Source organism: Frankia sp. CcI49, from assembly GCF_001983215.1.
GTDB lineage: Bacteria > Actinomycetota > Actinomycetes > Frankiales > Frankiaceae > Parafrankia > Parafrankia irregularis.
Genome location: NZ_MOWP01000001.1, coordinates 187,948 through 204,266, shown reverse-complemented (window position 1 = coordinate 204,266; position 16,319 = coordinate 187,948). Strand labels below are relative to the sequence as shown.

The following is a 16,319-nucleotide window of genomic DNA, read 5'->3' as shown; positions in this document are numbered from 1 at the left end:
GTCTCCCGCACGGACCGCACACGGCCCGGCCACCGCCGGCCGCCGTCGGCGACCACGCGGCTTCCACCACCCGGGCCGGGCGACGTCACAGAGAAACGGCAACCGGATGCACGAGTTCCTCGTCTTCACGATCAGTGGTCTCACCACAGCCGGCATCTACGCGATCACCGCCAGCGGACTGACGCTGACCTACGTGACAACGGGCGTGTTCAACGTCGCCCACGGCGCGACCGGCATGATCGCCGCGTTCGCCTACTGGCAGCTGCGCGTCGGCTGGGGCTGGCCCACGCCGGTCGCGCTGCTGCTGTGCGTCTGCGTGCTGGCCCCGGCGCTCGGCATCCTGATCGAGCGCCTCGTCATGCGGCGCCTGGACGGGACCTCACCGACGACGCGGCTGATGGCGACGGTCGCGCTGCTCGTCAGCCTGCTCAGCGCCGCGCAGTGGATCTGGGATCCGTCCGACTTCCGTGCCCTGAGCGAACTGTTCCCCGGCTCCGGCTTCACCGTGGCGGGTGTCGCGGTGCCCTACGACGACGTGCTCGTCCTCGGGCTCGCGGCGCTGGTCGCCGCCGGGCTGTGGGCGCTGCTGCACTTCACCCGGGTCGGGGTCGCGATGCGGGCGGTGGTGGACGACCGGACGCTCACCGTCCTCAACGGCGCCCGCCCGACGGCGACGTCCCGCCTCGCCTGGGCCGTCGGCACCTCGCTGGCGGCGCTGGCCGGGATCCTGGTCGCGCCGAAGCTGACGCTGTCCGCCATCCCGCTCACGCTGCTGATCGTCAACGCGTACGCGGCGGCGGTGATCGGCGGGCTGCGCAGCCTCCCGCTGACGTTCGTCGGGGCGCTCGTCGTCGGGCTGGCCAACGACTACGGCATCGGCTACCTACCGAAGATCCACACCGGCGCCCAGTACCTGACCGGCCTGGTCGCGATCATCCCGGTGGTGGTGCTGGCGCTGGCGCTGCTGGTGCTGCCGTCGTCCCGGCCGCGTGGCCGCCCGGCCGCCCGGATCCGGGAGATCACCCCGTCGCCGAGCTGGCCCGCGGCCGGGCTGCTGGTCGCCGGCACCCTGCTCGGGGCGGCCATCGCGGTCACCACCGTCACCGAGGCGGACCTGTTCTCCTCGACGCAGATGTGGGGGCTGGGCATCGTCGGGCTGTCAGTGGTGCCGCTGGTCGGCTACGCCGGTCAGACGTCGCTGTGCCAGCTCTCCTTCGCCGGGATCGGCGCGGTCGTCGTGGCGCACGCCGGCGCGGACGGCAACCCGCTCTCACTGCTGCTCGCCGCGGCTGTGACGGCGCTGGTCGGCGCGCTGGTGTCGCTGCCCGCGCTGCGGCTGTCCGCCATCTTCCTGGCGCTGCTCACCGGCGCGTTCGCCGTCGCGCTCGACGGCTGGATCTTCCAGCTGCCGGCGTTCACCGTGTTCGGGCACCGGTTCGACCTGTTCGGCGCCGGGTCGCTCACGTTCACCCGGTTCCACGCCTTCGGCGTCGACACCGCGGGCACCCGGCCCTACTTCGTCTTCGGCGCCGTCGTGTTCTGCCTGGTCATCCTCGGCCTGGTCGGGCTGCGCCGCAGCGATCTGGGGCAGCGCCTCATCGCGCGCAAGGAGAGCCCGACCGCCTGCGCGACCATCGGCGTCAACCTGCGCACGACGAACCTCGCCGTGTTCACGCTGTCCGCGGCCATCGCCGGGCTCGGCGGCGGCATCTACGCGGCCGGGCTGCAGTCGGCGACCCCGGAGACGTTCACGTTCGTCACCGGCCTGACCGTGCTGCTGATCGTGGTGGTGGCGGGGGTCAGCTCGCTCGGCAGTGGTCTCGCGGTGGCCCTGCTGCTGGGGACCTCCAGCCTGTCGAACGCCTTCGGTGGTGACGCGACGAGGATCACCGCGACCGCGGTCGGGCTGTCCGCGATCGCGCTGGCCGCGAACCCGAACGGGCTGATCCCGGGCTTCCTGCGGCCCGCGTTCGCCCCGGTCGCCCGGGCCCCGGGCGTCGCGGTCGCCGGGCTCGGGGTGCTGGTCCTGCTCTGGGCGGCCCGCCTGGTGGACCTCATCGACGGCTACTCACTCGTGCTCGGCGTCCTGCTGCTGGCGGCGGCGGTGCCGGTGCTCGCCGCGATGGTCGCCGGCAGCCGGCTCGCCGCCCGCCAGGACGGGCCGTCGTCCGGCACCGGCGGACTGCCGGACGGCGGCCTGTCCGAACCGCTGGAGTGGCTCGGCCTGCGGGGGCAGGTGGGGCGGGCGGACATCGCGGCCGTCGACCGGGCGCTCGGCCTGCCGGAGGTGGCCCATGCCCGCCCCTGAGACCAGCCCCACCCCTGAGACCAGCCCCACCTCCGACTCCAGCCCCGCCTCTGACGTCAGCCCCACCTCTGACGCCAGCCCCGGCCCCGCGGCTTCGTCCAGCCCCGCCCTTGAGGTGCTCTCCGTTCTCGAGGTCGACGGCATCACCGTCCGCTACGGGGCACACGTGATCCTGGGCGGGATCAGCCTGGCGGTGCCCGCCGGGCGGGTGACCGGCCTGATCGGTCCCAACGGGGCGGGCAAGACGACGTTGTTCAACGTCATCACCGGTCTCCTGACACCGACGGGCGGCAGCGTCCGGCTCGGCGGGCACCAGCTCGCCGGCCTCGCCCCGCACGAGCGGGCCCGCCTGGGCATGGCCCGCACCTTCCAGCAGCTGGAGCTGTTCGGGCAGCTCACCGTCCTGGAGAACGTGCTGATCGCGGTGCGCATGCGCGAACGATGGACCAGAAGCCGCAGGCACAGCGCCCGGCTCGGCGGCCGGCACAGCGCCGACGGCGCGGGCCGCCCCGCCGGCGCGCGCCCCGCCGGGGGGCGGGCCGAGGCGGCGGCGATCGTCGCCCAGGTCGGGCTCACCGCGGTCGCGGACGAACGTGCCGACTCCCTGCCCACCGGGCTGGGGCGGCTGGTCGAGCTGGCCCGGGCCCTCGCGATCCGTCCGTCGGTGCTGCTGCTGGACGAACCGGCGTCGGGGCAGGACGGCCAGGAGACCGCGAGGTTCGCGGCGCTGCTGCGGGAGCTGGCCGCCGACGGCATGGCCATCCTGCTCGTCGAGCACGACATGGACCTGGTGATGGATGTGTGCGAACACCTCTACGTCCTCGACTTCGGGGAGCTGATGGTGGCCGGCAGCCCGGCGCAGGTGCGGTCCGACCCACGGGTGCGCACCGCCTACCTCGGCGACACCGGATCGGACCAGCTCGTCCGGGAACCTCGGTGAGCGCCACCCGGTCGCAGCCGCCGCTGCTGACGCTGCGCGGCGTCGAGGCCGGCTACGGCGCCATCACGGTCCTGCACGGCATCGATCTCGAGGTCGCGGCCGGCGAGGTGCTCGCCGTGCTCGGGCCCAACGGGGCGGGCAAGAGCACCACGCTGCGGGTGGCCGCCGGGCTGCATCGTCCGTCCGCGGGCGATCTGCTGCTCGACGGGCGGCCGGTGACCGGCGCGGACCCGGTCGCGCTCGCCCGCAGCGGCCTGTGCCTGATCCCGGAGGGGCGCGGGATCTTCCCCACGCTCACCGTCGGGGAGAACCTGCGGATGGTGACCTACCGGGGGGTTTCCCGGGCGGAGGTCGAGCACCGGGCGTTCACCGCGTTCCCCCGGCTCGCGCAGCGGCGGCGCCAGCGTGCCGGCACCATGTCCGGCGGCGAGCAGCAGATGCTCGCGATGGCCCGCGCGATCGCCGGCGACCCCGCCGTCCTGCTGCTGGACGAGCTGTCCATGGGGCTGGCGCCGCGCATCGTCGGGGAGCTCTACGACAAGGTCCGCGAGATCGCCGCGACCGGCGTGACCATCGTCGCCGTCGAGCAGTTCGCGGCGGCGGTGCTCGGGGTCGCGACCACCGCCGTGGTGTTGGCGGACGGACGGATCGTGCTCGCCGGCGCACCGGACGACATCCGAGGCGAGCTGCAGGGCGTGTACCTGGGCGGGCCAGACCACCGCGACGACGTGTTGACGGAGAGGGCATGAGCGCCGAGACGACCACGAGCACGAGCACCGCCGCGAACACCATGAACACCGCGGCCACCCCGACGAGCACCGCTTCTGCGACAGACCGGTCGGACCGGTCCGACCGGTCCGACCGGTCCGACCGGTTCCGCGCCGAGCTCACCCGGCTGCGCATCCGCGACCCGCGGACCCGCCTCGACGCCCAGCTGCTGCGCCTCGGCGTGGTCCTGATGGCGCTCGGGATCCTCCTCGCGATCTTCGGCTACACCATCTCGCACGCGACCACGAACCCGTTGCAGCAGCGGGACGCCCTCAACATCTCGCTGATCGGCGTCTGCGTGACGGTCACCGGGACGGCGCTCTTCCTGCGCTACTCGCTGACCGGCTTCCTGCGCTTCTGGCTGGCCCGCATCCTGTTCGAACAGCGGGAGCAGCACGAGCAGCGGGAGCTGCAGGCCGGTCTCGCCGAGCGGGGCGGGGCGGGCTGAGATGCACCTCGCGTACACACCCGAACAGGAGAAGCTGCGCGCCGAGCTGCGTGACTACTACGCCGAGCTGATCGACGCCGACACCCGGGCCGCCCTCGACGCCGACCTCACCGGGCCGGTGATGCGCCGGCTCGTCCGCCGGATGGGTGCCGACGGCTGGCTCGGTCTCGGCTGGCCCGCCCGCTACGGCGGGCGCGGGCTCGGCCATGTCGAGCAGTTCATCTTCTTCGACGAGTCGCTGCGGGCCCGGGCACCGGTGCCGATGCTGACGATCAACACCATCGGGCCGACGCTGATGCAGTTCGGCACGGACGCGCAGCGGGAACGGTTCCTGCCCGCGATCCTCGCCGGCACGGTCCATTTCTGCGTCGGCTACAGCGAGCCGGAGGCCGGCACCGACCTGGCGTCGCTGCGCACCACCGCCGTCCGCGACGGCGACAGCTACGTCATCAGCGGGTCGAAGCTGTGGACGAGCTACGCCCAGACCGCCGACTTCTGCTGGCTGGCGGTCCGGACGAACCCGCATGTGCGCAAGCACCGCGGGATCTCGATCCTGATCGTGCCGATGGAGACCCCCGGCATCACCGTCAGCCCGCTGTCGCTGCTCGGCGAGCACGAGATCGCCGCCGTGCACTACGACCAGGTGCGGGTGCCGGCGGCGAACCTCGTCGGCGGCGAGGACAACGGCTGGACGGTCATCACCAACCAGCTCAACCACGAGCGGGTGACGCTCGCGAGCCCCGGCATGGTCGACAGCGCGCTGACGGACGTCCGGCGCTGGGCCGCGAGCACCCTGCTGCCCGACGGCCGCCGTGTCATCGACCAGGAGTGGGTGCGGGCGAACCTGGCCCACGCCTACGCCGGGTTCTCCGTGCTGCGCCTGCTCAACTGGAAGGTCGCCGCCGACGGCGAGCGCGGCGTGCTGGACGTCGCCGACGCCAGCGGCATCAAGGTCTTCGGCACCGAGCACTACCTCGACGCCCTCACGCTGCTCATGGAGATCGTCGGCGAGCCCGGCTACCTGCGGGCCTCGTCACCCGGCGCCGTGCTCGCCGGCCGGCTGGAGTCGCTCTACCGCGGCCTGGTGATCCTCACCTTCGGCGGTGGCGTGAACGAGCTGCAGCGGGACCTGATCGCCCAGTTCGGCCTCGGGCTTCCCGTCACCCGCTGACGCGTACCGACGCGCGTCGACTCCGCTGACACCGCTGACGCCGCTGACACCGCTGACTCCCGCCGACGTCCGGAAGGACCATGACCGTGGACTTCACCCTGAGCGAGCCGGAGCTGGCGGTCGACGAGCTCGCCGGCCGCCTGTTCGGCGACCACACCTCCCCGGAGCGGCTGCGGGCCGCCGAGGAGGGCGCCGATCCCCCCTTCGACCGCGACCTGTGGACCGCGCTCGCCGACGCCGGCCTGCTCGGAACCGCTGTTCCGGAGGAGGCGGGCGGTCTTGGCCTCGGTCTGGTCGCGCTCGCCCGGCTGCTGGAGCACGCCGGCCGGACGGCGGCGCCGGTCCCCGCCCTGGCCACCCTCGGATACGCCGTGCCCCCGATCGTCCGCTTCGGGACACCGGCCCTGCGGGACGCCCTGCTGCCCGGGGTGCTCGACGGCTCCACCGTGCTGACGGCGGCGCTGGCCGAGCCGCTCGGCGACCCACGCCGCCCGGCGACGACCGCCCGCACCGAGGCCAGCGGCGCGGGGGCCGAGGGCAGCGGCGGCCCGGGCGGCGGCGGCGCGGGGGCCGGCTCGGGCGGAGGCTGGGTGCTCTCCGGGACGAAGACCTGCGTCCCGGCCGGCATGATCGCCGACGCGATCCTGGTGTCGGCGACGACCGAGACCGGCGCCGGGCTGTTCCTCGTCGACCCGGCTGCCCCCGGCGTGACCCGGCGGGCACAGCGGACGATCGCCTGGGCCGTCGAGGCCGAGCTGGAGCTCACCGACGTCCGGGTGGCGCCCGCCGCGGCGGTCGGCCCACTCGACACCAGCGCGCTCGACTGGACCCTCGCCCGGGCGACGACCGCGAGCTGCGCGGTGATGGCCGGCGTCGTCGACGAGGCGCTGCGCCTCACCTCGCTGCACACCCGCACCCGCGAGCAGTTCGGACATCCGATCGCGGGCTTCCAGGCGGTGCGCCAGCGCCTCGCCGACGGGTTCATCGACGCCCGGGCCATCCGGTGGACGGCCGCGGAGGCGCTGTGGCGGCTCGACGAGGGACTGCCCGCGGCGAAGGAGGTCGCCGTCGCGAAGCTCGTCGCGGCGAGCGGCGGGCGGCGGGTCACCCGGGCCGCGCAGCATCTGCACGGCGCGACCGGCGTCGACCGCGCCTACCCGGTGCACCGCTGCTACGTGCTGGCCAAGCAGCTGGAGCTCGCCCTGGGCGGGGTCAGCCGCCAGGCCGCCGCGCTCGGCGCGCTGCTCGCCGACGAGCCCCTGCCAGCCTGAGCGGCCCGGCGCACAGCCCGAGCGCACCCGCGCAGCCCCACCTCCGTCGATGTCGATTGGTGCGAAGACATGTTCCTGGACTACACGCCGGAACAGCTGGCGCTGCGCCGGCGGCTGCGGGCGTACTTCGCCGAGCTGCTCACCCCCGCCGACCGCGCCGACCTGGCGTCCCCGGCTCTGTCCCCGGCCCCGGCCACGACCACGGCCACAGCCCCGGCCCTGGCCACGTCCCCGGCGACCGCGAGCGTGACGTTCCGCCGGATCGTCCGCCGGCTCGGCGCGGACGGCTGGCTGGGCCTCGGGTGGCCGGTCGAGTACGGCGGCCAGGGCCGGCCCGCGACCGACCAGTACGTCATGTTCGACGAGGTGCAGCGGGCCGGCGTCCCGTTCCCGTTCGTCACCGTGAACACGGTCGGGCCGACGCTGATGCGGTTCGGATCGGATCAGCAGAAGGAGCGGTACCTGCCCGCCATCCTGGCCGGTGAGTCCGTCTTCGCGATCGGCTACAGCGAACCGGAGGCGGGCACCGACCTCGCCTCGCTGCGGACGTCCGCCCGGCTGGAAGGCGACGAGTGGGTGGTGCGCGGCGGGAAGGTCTTCACCTCGGGTGCCAACCACGCCGACCACATCTGGCTGGCCGCCCGGACCGACCCGGACCTGCCCCGCCACCGGGGCATCTCCATCCTCCTCGTGCCGACCGCGCAACCGGGCTTCCGATGGACGCCGATCATGACCGTGGGCGGTGTGATGACGACGGCGACCTACTACGACGACGTGCGCGTCCCGGCGGCGAACCTGGTCGGTGAACGGGGCGGCGGCTGGCGCATGATCACCACCCAGCTCAACCACGAGCGGGTCGGCCTCGCCGCGCTCGGTGGCCACGCCTGGCGCATGTGGGGCGAGGTGCGCCGCTGGGCGCTGGCCACCCCCGACCCCACCCCCGCCGCCGGCGCGCCCGCGGGCGCGCGCATCGCCGACCGGCCGTGGGTGCGCGCCGACCTGGCGCGGTGCTTCGCCCGGCTCGAGGTGATGAAGCTGCTCAACTGGCAGATGGCCACCACGATCGCGACCGGTGAGCTGCGCCCCGCCGACTCCAGCACCGTGAAGTTCTACGGCACCGAGACGCACGTCGAGGTCTACCGGCTGCTGCTGGGAATCCTCGGCGCCGGCGCCTGGCTGCGCACCGGCTCCCCCGGCGCCCTGCTGGCCGGCGAGATCGAACGCGCCGCGCGGGCCGCGCAGATCAACACCTTCGGCGGAGGAGTGAACGAGGTGCAACGGGAGATCGTCGCGAGCGCCGGGCTCGGCATGGCCCGCCGGGCCAGGTGACGCCGCGATGGACCTGACCTTCGACGAAAGCCAGGACGCGCTGCGCGAGCTCGCGGCGGAACTGTTCGCCAAGCGGTCCCCGGTCGCCCGGGTGGCGGCGGTCGAGGCGACCGAGGAGCGCGTCGACCGTGACCTGTGGGCCGATCTCGGCGCCGCCGGCCTGCTCGGGGTGGCCCTGCCCGAGGAGCTGGGCGGCGCCGGCCTCGGCCTGGTCGAGGCCGCCATCGTCTGCGTCGAACAGGGCCGCGTCGTCGCCCCCGTCCCCCTGCTCTGGACGATCGCCGCTGCCCGCGTGCTCGCGCACGCAGCCCCGACCCCGGGCCCGGCTGCGGTCGCTGCGGCGTCCGGCCCGAACCCCACCCAGCCCCTCGGTTCCGCGGAACCGCAACGCCACTCCGGCTCCGCGGAACCGGCCCAGCCCGGCGGTTCCGCGGAACCGCAACATCTCACCGGCGTCGCGGAACCAGCACGGCCCGACGGCCCCGCAGAAGCACAACACCGCTCCGGTTCCGCGGAACCGGCATGCCCCAGCGGTTCCGCGGAACCGGAGCGCCCGGCCTGGGCGGAGGACATCCTGGCGCTGCTGCGCAGGGTGGTCGCCGGCGAGGTGATGCTGACCTGCGCACCGGAGCAGGTCGCCGCACCGCTGCGGGTGACCGCGACCGGCCCCGCCGCCGGTCGGGTGAGCGGACGGATCGCCGGGGTGCCGTACGCCCATGTCGCCGAACGCATCCTGCTGCCCATCGGCGCCGACGGGTGGCTTCTCGACCCGTCGAGCCCCGGCTGCGCTGTGCGATCGGGTCCGTCCACCAGCGGTGAGCTGCACGGTGAGTTGGAGCTCACCGACGTGCCCGCGCTGCGCCTGCCCGGCGCTGCCACCGACCTGCGGGCGCATCTGCTGGTGTTGCTCGCCGCCCTCGCCGCCGGGGTGACAGCGGCGGCGCTGCAAATGGCCGCGGAGCACACCTCGACCCGCACCCAGTTCGGCCGCCCGCTGTCGACGTTCCAGGGCGTGGCGCTCAAGGCCGCCGACGCCTACGTCGACACCGTCGGCATCTCCGCCACCGCCATGCAGGCCGCCTGGCGCCTCGACCAGGGCCTGGACGCCACCGCCGAGATCCTCACCGCGGCCTGGTGGGCCGCCGAGGCCGGCCAGCACTGCGTCCACCTCACCCAGCATCTGCACGGCGGCCTCGGCGCCGACATCTCCTACCCCGTCCACCGCTACTTCCTCTGGGGCAAACAGATCGAGCTGCTCACCGGCGGCGCCTCAGCCCTGCTGAGCGAACTCGGCGATGCCCTTGTACACCTGGAAAACCCCGGCGACGCCTGCTGAACCGACTTTCCCCCAGAGAGTGGTTGCCAGACGGCCCTGCTGTTCCCAGACCTGACGCTGATCAGGTCCACCTTGTCCGCCAACGCGACCAGCGCACCCCTGAGCGCTGGCCCAGGGCAGTGACGTGGGCCTTGCTGCCGGACACGGTCCGCGGCCAGCCCTAACGGCTCAGAGCACCGGCGTGGGCGGTGACAGCGGAAATCACATGGTCGGGAGTCGCCCCGCGCAGCAGTTTCAAGTCGATAAGCATATCGCATTTCAGTGCCGGGTGGTACCAAATTCCAAAGTAGTAGCGCAACGAATAGGAGTCTCGTACAACCCATTTCAGAAGTCCGCGACGCACCCATCCCAGGTSCCGGTTCCGGAGCGCCCATCCTGCGGTCGGCCAGACCGCCAGCACCTCGCGCTTCCCCAGCCTGACGACGCTCACGCTCACCAGATCCTGCCACGCAATATCATAACGTCGTCCACCCGCCCTGACGTGCAGGCTGTCGGGTGCCATGGACAGTTCCAGCCGGGAACTACCATAACGAAATCGCCACAACCCGGACACAAGTGGAATAATTGTGAGAATTGCCCATAAGGTGCCGCCGACGATGTTGCCGACAACATCATCGGTGGCCATGGGCTCATGCCGAGCGACCGAAACCGCAACATTTACCAGCCCTATCACAAACAGGACTAACAGCGGTATGGCGATGCCGAGCAGCAGGGAGCCAGCCAGGAGAATTTTTCGGCGATTTCCCGGAAAAACGTAGGTTTCGGCTTCGGCTTCCCGAGCGACTTCGGTATCGGGAGGCGCGATCCGAGGACGGTGGGTCGGTACCCGTGCGGCGACCTCGGTCTCACGTGCCGAGACCAGTCGGGTGATGTCCTCCGGCCAGACAACCGGCCCTGAGGGCAGGCGGTCCACGAACATCCGAAGCAGCGCATCTGGGGCTGGCCGCTCCGCCGGATTCTTCACCAGGCATTGGCGAAGAAGATCGCCGGGCGCTGTGGGCACCCCCGTCAGATCCGGCTCGCCGTGTACAACCCGGAACAGCAGCGCCGCCGGATCGCCCGAGCCGAACGGGCCACGCCGGGTCGCGGCGAAAACGAGTACCGCGGCGAAGGAGAAAACGTCGCTCTGGGGACCGGCGTGAGCGCCCGCCGCCTGCTCTGGGGACATGTACGCAGGAGTCCCAAGAACACCACCAACCCGAGTCAGTGACGTCTGCTCCATCGCCCGCGCGATGCCGAAATCAATGACACGCGGCCCGTCACTGGCGAGCAGAACATTACTCGGCTTCAGATCGCGGTGCACAATGCCGACCCGGTGGATGGCAATAATTGCCTCCAACATGCCGGCAGCCAGCCGGCAGAGCACGGCCTCCGGTAATGTTCCATACCTGACGATGGCCTCATGCAGGGAGGGACCGGGAACATACAAGGTGGCCAACCAGGGCATGACACCCGTGAGATCAAAGTCAACCACTGGAGCGGTGAACGCCCCGCTGACAAGACTGGCCGCCTCCACCTCCCGTTGGAAACGATGACGGAATTGGCCGTCGCTCGCCAGATCCGGTCGCACCACCTTGACCGCGATGAGTCGACCCGAAGGTGAACTGGCCAGGTAGACGCGCCCCATCCCGCCCTCACCGATACGGGCCCGCAGAGTGTACGGACCGATCGTCGAGGGGTCTCCGGACTCAAGTGGTTGCATATAGACAAAAGATGATCATCATGGTACTCCGATGTAGACAGGGACCCATCCCCTACGAGGTGGGTGGCTAGAAGTCGGCGTCAACTGGCCACATAGAATATCTCCCAAACCCGAGCCAGAAGCTCCTGGATCCGACCTGTACGTCGGGTTTCCTCACGGCATCAAGCCACGCCTACGTCATCGGGCTCGCCGAGCGCCTCGACATCAGGCAACTGGCGACCACCGACCGCCGTCGCTTCCTGGCTGCGACCCGGCGTCACAGCCCCGGCTTCGAACTGCTACCCGTCTGACACCCACATTGCGGTGGCCTTCCCAGCGCGGTGTGCGCGGTGGGGCGGTGCTGGGCGACAAGCACGCGCGGCGGCTCGCCGGCGTAACGCACGACCTCGCGGGTGAGGTGGCTCTGGTCGGCATAGCCGTGCCGGGCCGCGACCTGGGCGAGCGGGAACCGCCTGAGGTCAGCCGCCGCGTGTTCGAACCGGACCACGGCCGCGGCGGCCTTGGGCGTCAGTCCGACCTGCTCGCGGAAGCGGGCGGCGGCGTGCCGCCCGCTCCAGCCGGTGCTCTCGATGAGCTGGCCGATCCGGGCCTGCCCTTCGGACGCCTGGATCCGCTCCCACATCCATGTCACGAACGGCTCCGGTTCGCGTTCGACCACGGCGAGCCGTAGCAGTGCGTCTTCGGCGAGGGCGAGCCGCTCGTCCCATGACCCCGCCACGGCGAGCCTCTCGGGCAGCGATCCCGCGAGTGTCGGCGAGACGTCGCCCAACGGCAGGACGCGGCCGGCGAGGTCGCGTCCGGGCAGGCCGAGGAGCCGGTACGCGCCGAGCGGGGTCAGATAGACCTGCACACATCGCTGGCTGTTCTCGAAGCGAGTCGTCGCATGCCCCCGCATGAAGCCGGCCACGAAGGAGCCATGCCGGCCGACACCCTCGCCGTCGGACAGGGCGACCACCTCGAGCGGGTCGCCGAAGGACAGCACCAGCGGCAGCAGGCTCCCGGCCGGCTGCCGGCGCTCGACCGGGCGGTCAGCGCGTTGCTGGTAGCCGACGATTCCCGCGACCAGCCCGGCGAGGGCGGGGTGCGCGGGACGCCGGACGAGCTCGGGCGCTGTTGCCGCCATAAGGCGAGTATCGGCGGTCAGTTTTCTTCAAGCCATCACCGGCCCTGCCACGGCAGCATCACCGCTGATGCGCCAACCCCAGGCACAGCACGCCTCCGGTGACCACAACGGCGGCGCGGCATGCCGACCTCGGCGGTCGCCGCATCGAGAGTGTGTGAACGATCGAGATGGGAGAGATGACATGCGCGGGCTGGCAGCTGTCGAGTTCCTCAGCGTCGACGGTGTGATGCAGGGTCTCGGTTCTCCCGACGAGGACCGGGATGGTGGATTCGAGCACGGCGGCTGGGGTGTTCCGTATGGAGAGGTGCTGCACGAGGTGATCGATCCGGCTGGGCTCGGCGGGACCTCGGCGTACCTCTTCGGGCGCCGGACCTACGAGAAGATGGCCGCGTTCTGGCCTTTCCAGCCGAACGACAACCCCATGGCTGCGGCTCTGAACGCCACACCCAAGTACGTCGCGACCAGGACGCTGAGCGCTCCGCTTGGCTGGAAGGGGGCCGAGCCACTCGAAGATGATCTGGTCACCGCCGTGACCCGGCTGAAGAACACCGCGGACCGCGGGGACATCGTGGTACTTGGCAGTGGGGCCGTGGTTCGGCAGCTGATGGAGGCCGATCTCGTCGACGAACTGCGGCTGTTCGTGCACCCGCTGCTGCTCGGGACGGGGAAGCGGCTGTTCGGAGGCCTGCCGGCACCACGGCCACTCCGGCTCATCGGAAGCGGCATCACAAGCAGGGGAACGGCCGCTCTCACCTACACCGTCGAGGGCCGCCGCACCGCCACCACGAGTGCATAGGCCCTCCAGAGCGGTCGAGGCTGAGGCCGCCATCTGAAGAGCAAGCGCTTGGTGGGGCATAATCCCGGCATGGCTCGAAGTTCAGTGTCGTCGCCCGACCAGCCAGCTCGCCGCCCGCGCCAGAGTGCGGCGGTGCCGGCGGGCGACGCCGGGCCCGCGCCAGCGGAGGGCGGCCGGCGCAACGCTGCGGGTCGGCGAGCTGGCGGTGGCCGGGCCGCCGGGTCGGGCGAGTCGGAGCGCCGCGCGGCGATCGTCGGGCTGGCCGCCGACCTGTTCGCCGAGCGCGGCTACCGGGCCACCACGGTACGCGAGATCGCCGACGCGGCCGGGATGCTCTCCGGCAGCCTGTATCACCATTTCGACTCCAAGGAGTCGATCATCGACGAGCTGCTGTCCAGCTACCTCGACGATCTGCACCGCGAATACGAGGCCATCGTCGAGCGGGGCGGGACGGCCGTCGACCAGATCGACGGTCTCGTGCGGGCCGCGTTCTCCTCGGTGGCCCGGCACCGCGCCGCGGTCACCGTCTTCCAGAACGAGCGGGTGCACCTCATCCAGCTTCCGCGCTTCGCCTATCTGACCGCCGCCGAGCAGTCGACCCAACGGCTGTGGATGAAGGTGCTGCGCGACGGCATCGCGGCCGGCCAGCTGCGCGCCGACCTGGACCCCAAGATCACCTACCGGCTCCTGCGCGACTCGGTCTGGGTGTCCGTCCGGTGGTACTCCCCCAGCGGGCGGCTGTCACCCGACCAGCTCGCCGACCACTTTCTGCGCATGCTCCTGGACGGAATCCGCCCGCACGGCCCGGCCACCGACGCAGACGACCTACCGCCCACCACTCCCTGACGCCCCCGGCGCCCAGCTCATCCCAAGAGTGGCGCATTCTCGTCGTTCCAGAGCCCGTAGCAGAATCCTGAGACGCGGCGGATCCGGGCCACCAGCCTGGGCGTGGCGGAGCCGCGCCGATGGAACGCCAACCCCACCCGCACGCCCACGCATCGAGGGTCCCGCACCGCCGCGCAGCGCCAGCAATTCGCCTTAATAGGGACGAAAGGGGCGTGGTCCCCGCCTGACAACTCGCAAGAGTGAAGGATTTTGGTCGTTGGAACGACAGAAATCCTTCACTCTTGCGGCTCGCCAAACCGAGGCCTCAGGCCACCGGGTTCTCAGCGGTCCGGCCGCGTTGACGATGGAGCGCGAGCCCCCACTCACCAACTAACGATCTTGGCCGCGTCAATCCGGGACAGGCTCTCCCGTGACCAGAATCCTTCACGCTTCAGCTCGACCCCTCGACCGTCTGCACGCCCCGACAAGAAGCCGCAGGTCAGGGGCAGCCCGGCGGAATAATTCCACGACCAGCATTCGACTACACCGTGATCAAGATCACAAATCATTGCCCCCAAATGCTGGCGACGCAATCCTTGGCGCTGGTTCAGCCATCTCTGCACCGGAGCGGAAGTGAGAGCCGGATGAAACGCGCCATGCGCTATTTCGTCGTTGTCGTCGGAGCTATGGCGGTAGCGCTGTCGGCGGGGTGCGGCGGCGACGGCGCGACGGTCACCGCAGCCGGTGGGACGACTAGCGCAGCCAGTACCGCTGTGACGGCCACCGCGCCCAGCGCAGGGGTTACCGCAGCCAGTACGGTACCGCCGGCCGGAAACACCGACCCTTTGTGCACCAGGGTCGACGTGCCGGCTGAGCTGCTCAGAATTCGTGCGGGCAAGCGCGAGTTGGCGACGGCGCCGCCGCCGAAGCTTTCGGCCACATCCGAGCCACAGACGACGAACAGCGGCGACTACGCCTACGCCTCACTCCCCATAGACCTCAGCGGGCCGGGGCGGTACACGCTCAGGTTCGGCCCGGTCGACGACTTCTTTGATGTGCCAAGGATAATACCGATGGTCGCCTTCCAGCAGGCAGACGACTTCACCGGCCAAGTAAGTCATGCGGGCGGCCTTGCGATGGTCACCGATCCCGACGGTAAGCGTTACCTGAAAACCGACGTGGAGATCAAGGAAGTCCGGCCATGCACGTCATTTGTAATGTTCATTTCATAGTTGCCGGTAACGGATCTCCGGGACGCGGCTGGTCGGTTCGGTCATCCGTGTACTCGGGTTCAGCCAGCGGCGGCCGTGAGCGCGGGCAGGACCTTGTCGGTGTAGAGGTGCAGGCTCTCCCAGCCGTCGGCAGGTGGCAGGCCGCCGACGAGCGGATGCAGGACCATCGTGTCCATCGGCCCGGCCGCCTGTGCGCGTTCGACGCACTCAGCCGGGGTCAGCACCTCGTAGACGCCCTCGGCGCGCAGCTCGTCGACGGTGTCGGCGTGTGAGCGGACCGCCGAGGTCTGGCCGGGCTGCTGCCAGGAGGCGTAGGCGCGGGCCTCGTGCAGGAAATGGTGGCCGAGCCGCGCCCAGGCCCGGTCGGGGTCGTCGGCGAGGAACGTCAGCCGGGTCCGCTCCGGCGGCATGATGACGAAGCCGGACGTCCCGTGCGCGGCGAGCTGCTCGGTGTAGTAGGCGGCGAGCGCGGGGTCGTTCTTCGGCATGCAGAACGGCAGGCCGAGGCGGGCGGCCCGGCGTGCCGACACCGGCTTTCCGCCGCCGACCCACACCAGCGCGGAGGGGGCGCGCCGCGGCACCGGGGTAAGCCGCACCTGCCGGCCCTCATGCTCGAACGGCTCGCCCGACCAGACGGCGAGCAGGGTTTCCAGGGCTTCGTCGAGCGCCCGGCCGCGGGTCTTCCAGTCCCGGCCCAGCGCCGTGTACTCCTCCGGCCGGTATCCGAGACCAGCGACGATGGTGAGCCGCCCGCCGCTGGCGAGGTCGAGCACCGCGAGCTCCTCGGCGAGCCGCGGCGGGTCGTACAACGGCACCAGCAGCGCCTGGATGATCACCCGCAACTGGGACGTCGCACCGAGGATCATCGCGGCGTTCAGCAGCGGCGCGGGGCTCCAGCCATCGCCGGACGCATGATGTTCCTCCAGGCTGACCAGGTCGAGGCCGTGTGCGTCGGCATGGCGGGCCATCTCGATGCCCGCGGTGTAGGCGGCGGAAAGGGCGCCCGGATCCAGGCCGGGCACGGCGAAGTTGAAGCGCAGCACGGCGAGCACGCCGGCTCCTTTCGGGTG

14 protein-coding genes are annotated in these 16,319 nt (G+C 71.4%); 11 read left to right on the top strand and 3 right to left on the bottom strand.

The genetic code is table 11. The annotated features are described in order from the left end of the window. Nucleotides 1–106: 106 nt before the first annotated feature. The 8 genes from CcI49_RS00765 (at nucleotide 107) to CcI49_RS00730 (ending at nucleotide 9,571) form a co-directional block, all read left to right on the top strand. Entirely contained in the window at nucleotides 107–2,308 is a 2,202-nt protein-coding gene (locus CcI49_RS00765) for an ABC transporter permease (protein WP_076823648.1), read from the top strand. After that, nucleotides 2,295–3,248 carry an ABC transporter ATP-binding protein gene (locus tag CcI49_RS00760; protein ID WP_083749231.1) on the top strand — a complete coding sequence of 318 codons (954 nt, stop codon included), beginning with the start codon at nucleotides 2,295–2,297 and terminating at the stop codon, nucleotides 3,246–3,248. Before CcI49_RS00765 ends, CcI49_RS00760 begins: the two co-directional genes overlap by 14 nt. Further along, nucleotides 3,245–3,997: an ABC transporter ATP-binding protein gene (locus CcI49_RS00755; RefSeq protein WP_076823646.1), complete on the top strand. Its 753-nt coding sequence runs from the start codon at nucleotides 3,245–3,247 to the stop codon at nucleotides 3,995–3,997. Before CcI49_RS00760 ends, CcI49_RS00755 begins: the two co-directional genes overlap by 4 nt. After that, nucleotides 3,994–4,464 (top strand): hypothetical protein, encoded by a 471-nt coding sequence (locus CcI49_RS00750; protein WP_076823645.1) that lies wholly within the window; start codon nucleotides 3,994–3,996, stop codon nucleotides 4,462–4,464. The genes CcI49_RS00755 and CcI49_RS00750 overlap by 4 nt, the downstream gene beginning before the upstream one ends. 1 nt (nucleotide 4,465) lies before the next feature. Then, entirely contained in the window at nucleotides 4,466–5,635 is a 1,170-nt protein-coding gene (locus CcI49_RS00745) for an acyl-CoA dehydrogenase family protein (RefSeq protein ID WP_076823644.1), read from the top strand. Between the two features lie 86 nt (nucleotides 5,636–5,721). Continuing rightward, the gene (locus CcI49_RS00740) at nucleotides 5,722–6,906 is read left to right on the top strand and encodes an acyl-CoA dehydrogenase family protein (RefSeq protein WP_076823682.1); all 1,185 of its coding nucleotides are present in this window, start codon (nucleotides 5,722–5,724) and stop codon (nucleotides 6,904–6,906) included. Between the two features lie 69 nt (nucleotides 6,907–6,975). Continuing rightward, nucleotides 6,976–8,235, top strand: coding sequence for an acyl-CoA dehydrogenase family protein (locus CcI49_RS00735; protein WP_076823643.1), 1,260 nt, complete (start codon nucleotides 6,976–6,978; stop codon nucleotides 8,233–8,235). A 7-nt stretch (nucleotides 8,236–8,242) separates the two neighbouring features. Then, complete coding sequence (locus tag CcI49_RS00730; RefSeq protein WP_076823642.1) at nucleotides 8,243–9,571, top strand: acyl-CoA dehydrogenase family protein; 1,329 nt, start codon at nucleotides 8,243–8,245, stop codon at nucleotides 9,569–9,571. Nucleotides 9,572–9,731: 160 nt separating this feature from the next. Here the strand turns inward: CcI49_RS00730 and CcI49_RS00725 are convergent, their stop codons facing one another. Together CcI49_RS00725 and CcI49_RS00720 are read right to left on the bottom strand one after the other, a co-directional pair. After that, a complete protein-coding gene (locus CcI49_RS00725; protein ID WP_076823641.1) occupies nucleotides 9,732–11,273 on the bottom strand; it encodes a serine/threonine-protein kinase in 1,542 nt (513 codons plus the stop codon). A gap of 256 nt (nucleotides 11,274–11,529) precedes the next feature. Continuing rightward, nucleotides 11,530–12,396: a helix-turn-helix domain-containing protein gene (locus CcI49_RS00720; RefSeq protein WP_076823640.1), complete on the bottom strand. Its 867-nt coding sequence runs from the start codon at nucleotides 12,394–12,396 to the stop codon at nucleotides 11,530–11,532. A gap of 181 nt (nucleotides 12,397–12,577) precedes the next feature. Between CcI49_RS00720 and CcI49_RS00715 the strand changes: the two genes are divergently transcribed. The 3 genes from CcI49_RS00715 (at nucleotide 12,578) to CcI49_RS00705 (ending at nucleotide 15,249) form a co-directional block, all read left to right on the top strand. Next, nucleotides 12,578–13,192, top strand: coding sequence for a dihydrofolate reductase family protein (locus tag CcI49_RS00715; RefSeq protein ID WP_054564307.1), 615 nt, complete (start codon nucleotides 12,578–12,580; stop codon nucleotides 13,190–13,192). A gap of 69 nt (nucleotides 13,193–13,261) precedes the next feature. Further along, the gene (locus CcI49_RS00710; protein ID WP_083749229.1) at nucleotides 13,262–14,038 is read left to right on the top strand and encodes a TetR/AcrR family transcriptional regulator; all 777 of its coding nucleotides are present in this window, start codon (nucleotides 13,262–13,264) and stop codon (nucleotides 14,036–14,038) included. A 527-nt stretch (nucleotides 14,039–14,565) separates the two neighbouring features. Next, entirely contained in the window at nucleotides 14,566–15,249 is a 684-nt protein-coding gene (locus tag CcI49_RS00705) for a hypothetical protein (RefSeq protein ID WP_131830962.1), read from the top strand. Between the two features lie 59 nt (nucleotides 15,250–15,308). Here CcI49_RS00705 and CcI49_RS00700 read toward each other — a convergent pair whose 3' ends face one another. Next, nucleotides 15,309–16,301: an LLM class flavin-dependent oxidoreductase gene (locus tag CcI49_RS00700; RefSeq protein WP_076823638.1), complete on the bottom strand. Its 993-nt coding sequence runs from the start codon at nucleotides 16,299–16,301 to the stop codon at nucleotides 15,309–15,311. Nucleotides 16,302–16,319 lie beyond the last annotated feature (18 nt).

Excerpts from the sequence above, each read along its gene's own strand:
- CcI49_RS00765 (WP_076823648.1), top strand. The coding sequence starts at position 107 with ATGCACGAGTTCCTCGTCTTCACGATCAGTGGTCTCACCACAGCCGGC.
- CcI49_RS00760 (WP_083749231.1), top strand. The coding sequence starts at position 2,295 with ATGCCCGCCCCTGAGACCAGCCCCACCCCTGAGACCAGCCCCACCTCC.
- CcI49_RS00750 (WP_076823645.1), top strand. The coding sequence starts at position 3,994 with ATGAGCGCCGAGACGACCACGAGCACGAGCACCGCCGCGAACACCATG.
- CcI49_RS00745 (WP_076823644.1), top strand. The coding sequence starts at position 4,466 with ATGCACCTCGCGTACACACCCGAACAGGAGAAGCTGCGCGCCGAGCTG.
- CcI49_RS00735 (WP_076823643.1), top strand. The coding sequence starts at position 6,976 with ATGTTCCTGGACTACACGCCGGAACAGCTGGCGCTGCGCCGGCGGCTG.
- CcI49_RS00730 (WP_076823642.1), top strand. The coding sequence starts at position 8,243 with ATGGACCTGACCTTCGACGAAAGCCAGGACGCGCTGCGCGAGCTCGCG.
- CcI49_RS00720 (WP_076823640.1), bottom strand. The coding sequence starts at position 12,396 with ATGGCGGCAACAGCGCCCGAGCTCGTCCGGCGTCCCGCGCACCCCGCC.
- CcI49_RS00715 (WP_054564307.1), top strand. The coding sequence starts at position 12,578 with ATGCGCGGGCTGGCAGCTGTCGAGTTCCTCAGCGTCGACGGTGTGATG.
- CcI49_RS00710 (WP_083749229.1), top strand. The coding sequence starts at position 13,262 with ATGGCTCGAAGTTCAGTGTCGTCGCCCGACCAGCCAGCTCGCCGCCCG.